The sequence below is a fragment of the Cryptosporangium japonicum genome (assembly GCF_039524755.1).
In the GTDB taxonomy this organism is placed as follows: domain Bacteria; phylum Actinomycetota; class Actinomycetes; order Mycobacteriales; family Cryptosporangiaceae; genus Cryptosporangium; species Cryptosporangium japonicum.
In genome coordinates this window covers 378,549-390,565 of the sequence record NZ_BAAAGX010000006.1, presented here as the reverse complement: position 1 = coordinate 390,565, position 12,017 = coordinate 378,549, and the positions used below count along the sequence as shown (strand labels likewise).

The 12,017-nt window shown below is 69.6% G+C and carries 11 protein-coding genes; 7 read left to right on the top strand and 4 right to left on the bottom strand.

Annotated features, from left to right (window positions below; genetic code table 11):
* Window positions 1-17 precede the first annotated feature (17 nt).
* From ABD437_RS06775 to ABD437_RS06765, 3 genes are read left to right on the top strand one after another with little or no spacing between them, the layout of a single operon-like run.
* Complete coding sequence (locus ABD437_RS06775) at window positions 18-386, top strand: response regulator (protein ID WP_344647864.1); 369 nt, start codon at window positions 18-20, stop codon at window positions 384-386.
* Window positions 383-628, top strand: a complete 246-nt coding sequence (locus ABD437_RS06770) for an STAS domain-containing protein (protein ID WP_344647863.1) — start codon at window positions 383-385, stop codon at window positions 626-628. Before ABD437_RS06775 ends, ABD437_RS06770 begins: the two co-directional genes overlap by 4 nt.
* Entirely contained in the window at window positions 625-2,781 is a 2,157-nt protein-coding gene (locus ABD437_RS06765) for a chemotaxis protein CheA (protein WP_344647862.1), read from the top strand. Before ABD437_RS06770 ends, ABD437_RS06765 begins: the two co-directional genes overlap by 4 nt.
* Here ABD437_RS06765 and ABD437_RS06760 read toward each other — a convergent pair.
* Window positions 2,778-3,344: an XRE family transcriptional regulator gene (locus ABD437_RS06760; protein ID WP_344647861.1), complete on the bottom strand. Its 567-nt coding sequence runs from the start codon at window positions 3,342-3,344 to the stop codon at window positions 2,778-2,780. The two genes, ABD437_RS06765 and ABD437_RS06760, sit on opposite strands and share 4 nt — an antisense overlap.
* A gap of 66 nt (window positions 3,345-3,410) precedes the next feature.
* On the opposite strand from ABD437_RS06760, the gene ABD437_RS06755 reads away from it, so the two are divergent.
* Window positions 3,411-4,340, top strand: a complete 930-nt coding sequence (locus tag ABD437_RS06755) for an NAD(P)/FAD-dependent oxidoreductase (RefSeq protein ID WP_344647860.1) — start codon at window positions 3,411-3,413, stop codon at window positions 4,338-4,340.
* Here ABD437_RS06755 and rarD read toward each other — a convergent pair.
* Genes rarD through ABD437_RS06740 form a run of 3 tightly spaced genes read right to left on the bottom strand, consistent with a single transcriptional unit; the run spans window position 4,337 to window position 8,352 of the window.
* Window positions 4,337-5,239, bottom strand: coding sequence for an EamA family transporter RarD (gene rarD / locus ABD437_RS06750; RefSeq protein WP_344647859.1), 903 nt, complete (start codon window positions 5,237-5,239; stop codon window positions 4,337-4,339). The genes ABD437_RS06755 and rarD overlap by 4 nt on opposite strands.
* Before the next feature lie 54 nt (window positions 5,240-5,293).
* Complete coding sequence (locus ABD437_RS06745) at window positions 5,294-6,445, bottom strand: 2-oxoacid:ferredoxin oxidoreductase subunit beta (RefSeq protein WP_344647858.1); 1,152 nt, start codon at window positions 6,443-6,445, stop codon at window positions 5,294-5,296.
* Window positions 6,442-8,352: a 2-oxoacid:acceptor oxidoreductase subunit alpha gene (locus ABD437_RS06740; RefSeq protein WP_425558098.1), complete on the bottom strand. Its 1,911-nt coding sequence runs from the start codon at window positions 8,350-8,352 to the stop codon at window positions 6,442-6,444. The genes ABD437_RS06745 and ABD437_RS06740 overlap by 4 nt, the downstream gene beginning before the upstream one ends.
* 515 nt (window positions 8,353-8,867) lie before the next feature.
* Here ABD437_RS06740 and ABD437_RS06735 point away from each other — a divergent pair.
* The 3 genes from ABD437_RS06735 (at window position 8,868) to ABD437_RS06725 (ending at window position 11,994) form a co-directional block, all read left to right on the top strand.
* The gene (locus ABD437_RS06735; protein ID WP_344647856.1) at window positions 8,868-9,629 is read left to right on the top strand and encodes a DeoR/GlpR family DNA-binding transcription regulator; all 762 of its coding nucleotides are present in this window, start codon (window positions 8,868-8,870) and stop codon (window positions 9,627-9,629) included.
* Window positions 9,626-10,570, top strand: coding sequence for a 1-phosphofructokinase family hexose kinase (locus tag ABD437_RS06730; RefSeq protein WP_344647855.1), 945 nt, complete (start codon window positions 9,626-9,628; stop codon window positions 10,568-10,570). Before ABD437_RS06735 ends, ABD437_RS06730 begins: the two co-directional genes overlap by 4 nt.
* 125 nt (window positions 10,571-10,695) lie before the next feature.
* The gene (locus tag ABD437_RS06725; protein WP_344647854.1) at window positions 10,696-11,994 is read left to right on the top strand and encodes an ABC transporter substrate-binding protein; all 1,299 of its coding nucleotides are present in this window, start codon (window positions 10,696-10,698) and stop codon (window positions 11,992-11,994) included.
* Window positions 11,995-12,017: the final 23 nt, after the last annotated feature.

Here is a 12,017-nt window from a genome sequence, read left to right as displayed (position 1 = left end):
CTCCAGGAGGCACAGCCATGGCAAAGACGATCCTGATAGTCGACGACTCGGCCTCCGTGCGGCAGGTGGTCACGATCGCGCTGAAGGGCGCCGGGTACGAGGTGATCGCCGGCGTCGACGGCAAGGACGCGCTTTCCAAGCTGACCGGTCAGCGCGTCCACCTGATCATCTCCGACGTGAACATGCCGAACATGGACGGCATCACGTTCGTCCAGGAGGTCAAGAAGCTCCCGGCGTACAAGTTCACGCCGGTGATCATGTTGACCACCGAGTCGCAGGAGGACAAGAAGAAGGCCGCGCAGGCCGCGGGCGCCAAGGCCTGGGTCACCAAGCCGTTCCAGCCGCCGCAGATGCTGGCGGCCGTGCAGAAGCTGATCGCGCCGTGACCAGGCTCGAACTGGGCGACGAACTGACGATCGTCACCGCCGCCGAGACCCGCGAGCGGCTGATGCCCTACCTGCAGGCCGGGACCGGTCTCGAGCTGGACCTGTCCGCGGTGTCCGACGTCGACACCGCTGGGCTGCAGCTGCTGCTGGCCGCCCGGCGGGCGGACGCGACGCTGTCCGACCCGAGCCCGGTCGTCCGCGACCTGCTCGAATTCACCCGATTGAACGCGGAGCTGCGATGAGCTTCGAAGACGAGTCCCTGGACATCTTCATCACCGAGGCGCGGGAACTCGTGCAGGACGTCGAAGAAGGCATCCTGCGCCTGGAGGAGACGCCGGTCGAGGCCGAGAGCGTCAACTCGCTGTTCCGGGCGATCCACACGCTGAAGGGCTCGTCCGGCCTGTTCGGCCTGGACCACATGGTGCAGTTCACCCACGTCATCGAGACGCTGCTCGACCTGGTGCGGCAGGGCGAGCTGTCGGTGACCCCGGACCTGGTCAGCGCGCTGCTGCCGTGCGGCGACCACATCCTGAGCCTGGTCGAGGCGGTCGCGCACGGCCGGGCCGACGCGACACCGGAGGAGCTGAGCACCGGGGCGGTGCTGCTGAGCCGCCTCGAGCCGTTCCTGCCCGGGAACGCTCCCGGGACGGCGGCGCCCGCGCCCGCGCCGGAGCCGCTCGCCGACGAGGAGAAAGCCTGGCACCTCGGCCTCCGGTTCGGCCCCGACAGCCTCCGCAACGGCATGGACCCGCTCGCGTTCATCCGCTACCTGTCCACGGTCGGCACGATCACCAACCTGACCGTCGTCTCCGACGACCTGCCGGCGCTCGACGAGATGGACCCGGAGACCTGCTACCTCGGTTTCGAGGTGGAGTACGAGACCTCGGTGCCCAAGGCCGACATCGAGAGCGTCTTCGAGTTCGTCCGCGAGGACAGCGACATCCGGATCACGCCCGGCGACGCCCAGGTCGACTCGTACGTGCGGCTCATCGGGACGCTGCCGGAGAGCGACCGGATCGGCGACATCCTGATCCGCAGCGGCGCCGCCACCGAGCGCGAGATCACCGACGCGATGAACCTCCAGCAGGAGCGTTCCCGGGGCAGCAACACGATGGTGCCGCTCGGCGAGATCCTCGTCGAGCTCAACATCGTTCCGCGCCAGGTCGTCGACGCCGCACTGCGCAAGCAGCGCCGGAGCGGCGAGACCCGCGCCCAGCAGGACACCCAGACGCTCCGGGTGGACGCCGCGCGGCTGGACCGGCTCATCAACCTGGTCGGCGAACTCGTGATCGCCCAGGCCAGCGCCGGCGTCGTGTGCCTGGACGAAGGCAACGACCGCGCGGGGATGGCGGAGGCGCAGAGCGAGGTCATGCGCCTGGTCGAGGAGGTGCGTGACAGCGCGCTGTCGCTGCGTATGGTGCCGATCGGGACGACGTTCCGCCGCTTCGAGCGGGTCGTGCGCGACGTGAGCCACGAGCTGGGCAAGGAAGTCGGCCTGATCGTGACCGGCGGCGACGCGGAGGTCGACAAGGCGCTCGTCGAACGCATCGGCGACCCGTTGGTCCACCTCGTGCGCAACTCGCTCGACCACGGCATCGAGTCACCGGCCGAGCGTCTCCGGCGGGGCAAACCGGCCCGCGGCACGCTGCGCCTCAACGCGTTCCACGACGGCGGCAACATCGTGATCGAGGTGGCCGACGACGGCAAGGGGCTCGACCGGGACCGCATCCTGGAGCGGGCGATCGAGCGGGGCCTGGTGGAGCCGGGCGCCGCGCTGACCGACGCCGAGATCTACGAGCTGATCTTCGAGCCGGGGTTCTCCACGGCGGCCGCGGTGTCGAACCTGTCCGGCCGGGGCGTCGGCATGGACGTCGTCCGGAAGAACGTCACCGCGCTGCGCGGCACGATCGAGGTGGAGACCGAGGTCGGCGTCGGCACCACGATGCGGCTCCGGTTGCCGCTGACGCTCGCGATCATCGACGGGTTCCTGGTCGGGGTGGGGTCGCGGTTCTTCATCGTGCCGCTGGACCGGGTCACCGAGTGCGTCGAACTACCGGTCGCCGAGGCCGGCCGCAACGTCATGGACCTGCGCGGGGAGGTGCTGCCGTTCATCCGGCTGCGGTCGATGTTCGACATCGACGGGCAGCCGGCGCGACGGCAGAGCGTCGTCGTGGTCGAGCAGTCCGGTCAGCGCACCGGGCTGGTCGTCGACGCGCTGATGGGCGAGTTCCAGACCGTGATCAAGCCGCTCGGGCCCCTGTTCGCGCGGGCGAAGTACATCAGCGGCGCGACGATACTCGGCAACGGCGAGGTGGCCCTGATCCTCGACGTCGGCCCGCTGGTCGCCGGCCAGACCGAACGCGAACGGGCCCTCCACGCCGACGCGGTGGCCTAGGGCCGCGTCAAGGTGCGGGTGCGGGCTCGTAGGCGGGTGCGCTCGCCCTGTGGCCCGAACAGGAGCAGCGCCTCGATCGGGTCGAGGTCGGCGTGCCCCATCCAGTGCGGAAGGCTGGTGTCGTACTCGACGGATTCGCCCGCGGTCAGTACGAGGTCCCCACGGCCCAGGACGAACCGCAACCGGCCGGTCAGAACGTGCACCCAGGCGAAACCCTCGTGGGTGCGCGGATCGGGCTCGAGGAGGGTCTCCCGGGCCGGGGAGAACATCTTGTAGGCGCGGATCCCACCTCGCTGGTTACTGAGAGGCACGAACGTCGCGCCGTGGCGATGGATCACCCCCTCGGTCCGCGGCCGGTGCAGCCCGACCAGCTCGTCCAGACCGAGGTCGTACACCCGGGCCAGCGGCAGCAACTGCGCCAGCGTCGGCTGGAGACGGCCGTTCTCCAGGCGGGACAGGGTGCTCTCGGCGATCCCGGTCAGCCCGGCGAGCCGGGCGAGCGTGAGCTGCCGTGCCCGCCGCAGGCTCCGTAACCGTGCGCCGACGTCCGGGTCCGCGTTCATCCCCGCACCTTCCCGATCGGCAAGATTCTTTGCAAGGCGCTCGAGAGCACGCTCACTATCGGTTACATGACACAGCCCCACAATGGACGAATCGACGTCGTGGTGATCGGTGGCGGACCGGCCGGGTTGAGTGCGGCGACCACGCTCGCCCGCTCGCTGCGCTCGGTGGTCGTGATCGACGACGGCCACCCGCGCAACGCACCGGCTGCGGGCGTTCACAACTTCCTGACCAGGGACGGCGTCAGCCCCGCCGACCTGCTCGCGGCCGGACGCGACGAGGTGACCCGGTACGGCGGTTCCGTACGGCCCGGCCGCGCGGTAGCGGCACGCACGAGCGGGGACGGGTTCCAGGTCACGCTCGCCGACGGTGACGTGATCGAGGCCCGGCGCCTACTGGTCACGACCGGCCTCACCGACGAGCTGCCCGACGTCGCCGGACTGCGCGAGCGGTTCGGCCGGGACGTGGTGCACTGCCCGTACTGCCACGGCTGGGAGATCCGCGGACGGCGCATCGCGGTGCTGGCCAGCGGTCCGATGGGGGTTCACCAGGCGATTCTGTTCCGGCAGTGGACCGACGATCTCGTCCTGCTGACGCACACCACCGAAGCTCCGGCGCCCGAGCAGGCGGCGCTGCTCACCGGCCGCGGGATCGCGGTGGTCGCGGGCGTCGTCGACCGGCTGGAGGTCGACGACGACCGGTTGCGAGGCGTGCGGCTGGCCGACGGGCGGTCGGTCGGGTGCGACGCGATCGTCGTGGGCCCGCGGATGGTGGCCTCGTCGCCGGTGCTGGACGACCTGGGACTGAAGCCGGTGGCGCATCCGATGGGCGAGGCGGTGGGTATGACCTATCCGGCCGAGCCGACGGGTGCGACCACGGTGCCCGGGCTGTGGCTGGCCGGCAACGTCACCGACCTCCAGGCCCAGGTGATCACCGCGGCCGCACAGGGAGTAGCGGTGGCGGCCGCCCTCAACATGGAGCTCGTGCTGGCCGGCTAGACCTTCGCGGCGGCACGCTGCCGGGCGGACGTTCGGCGTGCGGTGGCCAGCGTCTCCGCGCTGAACACGATCAGGGCGACCCAGACCAGCGCGAAGCCCGCCCAGCGGGCCGGCGGCATGTGCTCGCCGAGCACCGTGACGCCGAGCAGGAACTGCAGGGTCGGCGTCAGGTACTGGAGCAGCCCGATGGTCGAGAGCGGCACCAGGTTCGCCGCCGCGGCGAAGGCCAGCAGCGGACCGGCGGTGAGCGCTCCCGAGAGCACCATCAGCACGGTGTGCCCGGCGCTGACGTGCCCGAACTGGGCGTCACCCCGCCAGGTCAGCCACGTGACGTACCCGAGCGCCGGCAGCAGCAGCACCAGCGACTCGGTCGCCAGCCCTTCCACCGCCGGTGCCCCGACGATCTTCTTGATCAGCCCGTACATCCCGAAGCTGAACGCGAGCGTGATCGCGATCCACGGCGGCCGCCCGTAGTCGACGGTGAGTACCACGACCGCGATCGCGCCGATCGCCAGCGCCACCCACTGCGTCCGCCGGAGCCGCTCGTGCAACACGGCGACGCCGAGCAACACCGAGATCAGCGGGTTGATGAAGTACCCCAGCGCGGTCTCGACCACCCGGGACGAGTTGACGCCGTAGATGTACGTGTACCAGTTCGCCGCGATCAACACCGCGCCCAGCGTCAGCAGGCCGAGCGTCCGCGCACCGGCGGTGCGGAACCAGCGCCACCGGCGGAGCAGGACGATCAGCACGCCGACGGTGACCAGCGACCAGATGATGCGGTGGGCGAGGATCTCCAGCGCACCGGCCGGCTTCAACAGCTGGAAGTAGAGCGGGAAGATGCCCCAGGCACCGTAGGCGGCCACTCCGAAGAGCAGCCCACGTCGCTGATCAGTCACGTAATCCCACGTTAATCGGGCGGTCGCGGTTGCGACCGCCCGATCACGTGAGTTCTACGCCACGGTCCAGGTGTCGTTGCCGTGGAGCAACTGCTGGAGGTCGGCGCCGCCGCGTGCCTGGGCGGTGTCGAGCTGGGCGGCCATCTCGGCGTCGTAGGTGGGGCGCTTGACCGAGCGGAACACCCCGACCGGCGTGTAACGCAGGTCCTGGGTGGAGATGCGGGAGAGCGCGAACGCGTAGGCGGGGTTGTCGACGTGGGCGTCGTGGACCACGAGGGTGTTCTCGTTGTCCGGGGTCACGTCGACGATCTCGAAGTTGCCGTTGGCGTCGCGGACGACGCCCTTCTCGTTCTCCGTGCCGAACCGCAGCGGCTGGCCGTGTTCCAGGCGGATCGTCCAGTCGTCCTTGGTGGCGTTGTCCTTCAGCAGCTCGAAGGCGCCGTCGTTGAAGATGTTGCAGTTCTGGTAGATCTCCACCAGCGCCGAACCCTCGTGCTCGGCCGCGGCCTGCAGGACGCTGGTGAGCTGCTTGCGGTCGGAGTCGATCGCGCGCCCGACGAACGAGGCCTCCGCGCCCAACGCCAGCGAGACCGGGTTGAACGGGTAGTCCAGCGAGCCCATGGGGGTGGACTTGGTGATCTTGCCGACCTCGGAGGTGGGGGAGTACTGGCCCTTGGTCAACCCGTAGATGCGGTTGTTGAAGAGCAGGATCTTGAGGTTGACGTTGCGGCGCAGGGCGTGGATGAGGTGGTTGCCGCCGATGGAGAGCGCGTCGCCGTCGCCGGTGACGACCCAGACGCTGAGGTCGGGGCGGCTGGTGGAGAGGCCGGTGGCGATCGCCGGGGCGCGCCCGTGGATGGAGTGCATCCCGTAGGTGTTCATGTAGTACGGGAAGCGGCTGGAGCAGCCGATTCCGGAGACGAACACGATGTTTTCGCGCTTGAGGCCGAGCTGGGGCATGAAGGATTGGACGGCGGCCAGGATGGCGTAGTCGCCGCAGCCGGGGCACCAGCGGACTTCCTGGTCGGTTTTGAAGTCGCCGGCTTTCTGCGGGGTGTCGGTCTTGGGCACCAGCCGCAGGGACGGGAAGTCCAGCGCGACGGTGCCGGCCTTGGCGGCCGGTACGCGACGGTTGGGGGACTGCAGCGCCTCAGGGGCACGGCCTTCGTCCACCTGCCGCTCGGAGGGCAGCTGGGGCTCGGTCATCGGGTGATCCCAATCTCATCGGCCGTGTCGGTGGTGCCGGCGGCCTGCGTGATGACGTTGGTGAGGACTTCTTGCAGTTCTTCGGCGCGGAAGGGGAGCCCGCGGACCTGGTTGTAGGAGACGACGTCGACCAGGTACTTCGCCCTCAGCAGCAGCGCGAGCTGCCCGAGGTTCATCTCCGGGACGACCACGCGCTGGTAGCCGCGCAGGACTTCGCCGAGGTTGGCCGGGAACGGGTTGAGGTGGCGCAGGTGGGCCTGCGCGATCTTCATCCCGGCTTTGCGGACCCGGCGGGCCGCGGCGCCGATCGGGCCGTAGGTGGAGCCCCAGCCCAGCACCAGCACGTCGGCGTCGCCGGACGGGTCGTCGACCTCCAGGGCGGGGATCGAGCGGGCGATGCCGTCGATCTTGGCCTGGCGGGTGCGGACCATCAGGTCGTGGTTGGCCGGGTCGTAGGAGATGTTGCCCGACCCGTCGGCCTTCTCGATGCCGCCGATACGGTGCTCCAGCCCCGGGGTGCCCGGGATCGCCCACGGCCGCGCCAGGGTCTCCGGGTCACGCAGGTACGGCCAGAACTCCTCGCCGTGGTTCTTCTCGGTGGCGAACTCCGTGCCCAGATCCGGCAGCGCGTCCACGGTCGGCACCTGCCACGGCTCGGAGCCGTTGGCGAGATACCCGTCGGAGAGCACGAACACCGGCGTGCGGTAGGTGATCGCGATCCGGGCGGCCTCGATCGCGGCATCAAAACAGTCGCTGGGCGAGCGGGGCGCCACGATCGGCACCGGCGCCTCCCCGTTACGCCCGAACATGGCCTGCAGCAGGTCCGACTGCTCGGTCTTGGTGGGCAACCCCGTGGAGGGGCCACCGCGCTGAATGTCGACCACCACCAGCGGCAGTTCCAGGGAGACGGCCAGGCCGATGGTCTCGGATTTGAGCGCGACACCCGGGCCCGAGGAGGTGGTGATCCCGAGCGCCCCGCCGAACGAGGCACCCAGGGCCGCGCCGATGGCGGCGATCTCGTCTTCGGCCTGGAACGCCCGCACGCCGAACCGCTTGTGCTTCGACAGTTCGTGCAGCACGTCGGAGGCGGGGGTGATCGGGTAGGCACCCAGGAACAACGGCAGCCCGGCGCGCTGCCCGGCGGCCAGCAACCCGTAGGCCATGGCGAGGTTGCCGGAGATGTTGCGGTAGGTCCCCGAGGGCATCGGGGCCGGTTTCACCTCGTAGGTGACCGAGAAGTCCTCGGTGGTCTCCCCGTAGTTCCAGCCGGCCTTCAACGCCGCCACGTTGGCTTGCGCGACGTCGGGTTTGGTGGCGAACTTCTTCTCCAGGAACCCCACCGTGGATTCGACCGGCCGCGAATACAGCCAGGACACCAACCCGAGGGCGAACATGTTCTTCGCCCGCCCGGCGTCCTTGCGTGAGAGCCCCAGGCCCTCGACGGCCTGCAACGTCAGGTCGGTCAGCTCCAGCGAGTGCACGTGGTAGGCCTCGAGCGACCCGTCCTCCAGCGGCGAGACCGCGTATCCGACTTTGGCCAGGGCGCGTTTGGTGAAGTCGTGGGTGTCCACGATGATCGTCGCCCCGCGCGGCAGATCCGGCAGGTTGGCTTTCAACGCCGCCGGGTTCATCGCCACCAACACGTCCGGCCGGTCACCGGGGGTCATGATGTCGTGGTCGGCGAAGTGCACCTGGAACGACGACACCCCCGGCAGCGTGCCCTGCGGCGCCCGGATCTCGGCCGGGAAGTTCGGCAGCGTCGACAAGTCGTTGCCGAACGACGCGGTCTCCGAGGTGAACCGATCACCGGTCAACTGCATCCCATCACCGGAATCACCGGCAAACCGGATCACCACACGGTCCAACCGCTGGACCTGCTTGCTCACTCGGCTGTCCTCCTCTGCCACACCTCGGGGAGCGGTGCAGCTTGTTGCCGGACTTTGTTCCCGATGCTACGTCGGTATGTCAGTCTTCTCGGCTTCCGGTTCGGCGCCGAGAGCCTTGTTACCGCCGTCACACCGAGCGTTCCGACGTGCTTCCCGAAAACCTTACGGCGAAGGCTCGAGAGGGGTGCCGGAGAAATGTCACCCAGTGCCGGAATGGGTTCGATGTCCACCGGGCGGTCGGCGGGCGGAACGATCACCGGGGAGTGATCGTGCCCGGGTCGGCCTGGTGCCCGTTTTAGTCGGACGGGCGTCATACGGGCATCACAAAACCCCGACTCGGGCAGGCGCTCCGGCGCCTGAGAGCGCTTGCTCAGCGGCTGGCCAGCAAAGAGACCATCCTGTTATCCGGGCAGGAACGGGCGGCATTCCGCCCACTCAACCTGTTGGAGCCATTAAATGGAGGTGTTAAACAGGTCACAAGACCGAGAACAGCCCCGGCAACGGACCGCCGGGGCAGTCGCCAAAGGAGGCCGGGGATGCGTGCTGAGGAACGCCAACACCACATCCTCGCCCGTGCCCGGAGCGACGGGCGGGTCGACGTCAGCGACATCGCCGCCGATCTGGCGGTCGCGCCCGAGACGGTCCGCCGCGACCTGCGTCTGCTGGAGCAGCACGGTCTGGTCCGCCGCACGCACGGCGGCGCCTACCCCGTGGAGAGCGCGGGCTTCGAGACGAACCTCGCCAACCGCGCGACGCTGCGGGTGCCCGAGAAGCGCCGGATCGCGGTCGCGGCCGTGGAGCTCCTCGGTGACGCCGAGACCGTGTTCATCGACGAGGGCTTCGGACCCCAGCTCGTCGCGGAGGCGTTACCGCCGGGGCGTCCGCTCACCGTCATCACGGCCAGCATCCCGGTCGCCAGCCACCTCGCCACGAAGCCGGAGACGACCGTCTACCTGCTCGGCGGCCGGGTCCGGGGCCGCACGCTGGCCACCGTCGACCACTGGGCCACCCAGATGCTCTCCGGGTTCGTCATCGACCTGGCCTACCTCGGCGCGAACGGCATCTCCCGCCGGTACGGGCTCACCACGCCCGACCCCGCGGTCGCGAACGTCAAGGCCCAGGTGGTCCGGGCGTCCCGGCGGCGCGTCTTCGCCGGCGTGCACACCAAGTTCGGCGTGAACAGCTTCTGCCGGTTCGCCTCGGTCGCCGACTTCGAGACGATCGTCACCGACACCGGCCTGTCGGCGGTGGAGGCGCAGCGCTACTCCGTGCTGGGGCCGCAGGTGATCCGCGCATGATCCTCACCGTCACGCCCAACCCCAGCCTGGACCGCACCTACGCGCTGGCGGGTATCCGGTTCGGCGAACTCAACCGCGCCGACACCGACACGCTCGAGGCCAGCGGCAAAGGTGTCAACGTCGCCCGGACGCTGCTGGCGGCCGGCGTCCGCACGGGTGTGGTCCTTCCCGCCGGCGGCCCGGAAGGCGCCCAGCTCAACGCCCTGCTGGACGCCGAGGGTCTCACGCACCGGATCGTCCCGACCGGCACCCCGGTCCGCACCAACGTGACGCTGCTCGAACCGGGCCGCACCACGAAGGTCAACGCGCCCGGCCATCCGCTCACCCCCGCGGACGCCGACGCGCTGGTCGCCGCCGTCGAGAACCTCGCGCTCGGCGCCGACTGGGTCGTCTGCAGCGGCTCGCTCCCACCGGGCACCCCGGCCGAGCTGATCGGCCGCGTCGTCGAAGCCGGACGCCGCTCCGGCGCGCAGACCGCGGTGGACGCGTCCGGTGCGGCGCTGGTCGCCGCGGCCGAGGCGGGCCCCGACCTGCTCGCGCCGAACGTCGAGGAGCTCGCCGAGCTCACCGCCCGCGCGTTCCCGCCCGGCGGGCGGCCGCTCGTCCGGGCCGCGCTCGACGCCGCGCACTCGCTGGCCGCCGACACCGGCGGTGGCGTCCTGGTCAGCCTCGGGCCGGACGGCGCGGTCTGGGTGGACGCCGAGAACGCACTGCACGGCGTGGCTCCACCGGTGACCCCGGTGAACACGGCGGGGGCCGGTGACGCCCTCCTGGCCGGCTGGCTCGCCGGCGGCCCGGACCCGGCGCTGAGACTCCGCACCGCGGTCTCATGGGGCACCGCCGCGTGCCTCCTGGCGTCCACGGCGGGTGACGTCGCGGCGACGGCGGACCCGCAGCGCGTCCAGATCCTCGATCTCGGGGTCCCCGCAACCGGACCCTGACTCCCAGTAATTCCCTCGGTAGTACTCAACCCCCTATTGCACCAGCGGAGGCGCTCGTGGCTCGCGTAGGCGCATTGCCATTACGCAGAGTAGTTGCTTCGGTATCGGCTGTTGTCCTCGCGTCGATGGCGCTGTCCGCCTGTAGCGGCGCCGGCGGCGGTGGCACGTCGAGCGACGGCAACACGGTCAACGTCCTGATGGTCAACAACCCGCAGATGCTCGACATCCAGAAGCTGACCGCGGACAACTTCACCAAAGAGACCGGCATCAAGGTCAACTACACGGTGCTGCCGGAGAACGACGTCCGCGACAAGATCAGCCAGGAGTTCTCCAGCCAGGCCGGTCAGTACGACGTCGCGACGATCTCGAACTTCGAGGTGCCGTCGTACGCGAAGAACCAGTGGCTCGCCCCGCTCGACGACTACGTCTCCAAGGACGCCGCGTTCAAGCAGGACGACATCCTCGGCTCGATGACGAAGTCGCTGACCGCCGAGGACGGCAAGCTCTACGCCGAGCCGTTCTACGGTGAGTCGTCGTTCCTCATGTACCGCAAGGACGTCTTCCAGGCCAAGGGCCTGACGATGCCCGAGAAGCCGACCTGGCAGCAGGTCGCCGACCTGGCCGCGAAGGTCGACAACGCGCAGCCCGGCATGCGTGGCATCTGCCTGCGTGGTCTGCCCGGCTGGGGTGAGGTCTTCGCGCCGCTGACCACCGTCGTCAACACGTTCGGCGGTACCTGGTTCGAGAAGGACTGGACCCCGAAGGTCAACGCGCCGGAGTTCCAGCAGGCCACGCAGTTCTACGTGGACCTGGTGACGAAGCACGGCGAGTCCGGTGCTCCGCAGGCCGGCTTCACCGAGTGCCTGAACAACATGCAGCAGAGCAAGACCGCGATGTGGTACGACGCCACGTCGGCCGCCGGTTCGCTCGAGGCCGACGACTCGCCGGTCAAGGGCAAGCTGGCCTACGTTGAGGCGCCGGTCGTCAAGACCAAGAGCTCGGGCTGGCTCTACACCTGGGCCTGGGCGATCCAGAAGGCCAGCAAGCGCCAGGACAACGCCTGGAAGTTCATCTCCTGGGCGTCCAGCCAGAAGTACGAGGAGCTCGTCGGTAACGAGCTCGGCTGGGCCAAGGTGCCGTCGGGCAAGCGCCAGTCGCTCTACGACAACCCGAAGTACCAGCAGGCCGCGGCCTCGTTCTACAAGGTCACCGACCAGGCGATCACGAACGCCGACCCGGAGAACCCCGGTCTGCAGCCGCGGCCGGCGCCCGGCATCCAGTTCGTCGGCATCCCGGAGTTCACGGACCTCGGGACGCAGGTCTCGCAGGAAGTGAGCGCCGCGATCGCCGGTAGGCAGACGGTCAAGGAGGCCCTCGACAAGGGTCAGGACCTGGCCCAGAAGGTCGCCGACAAGTACAAGTAAGCCCCCCCCCCCCCCCCCCCCCC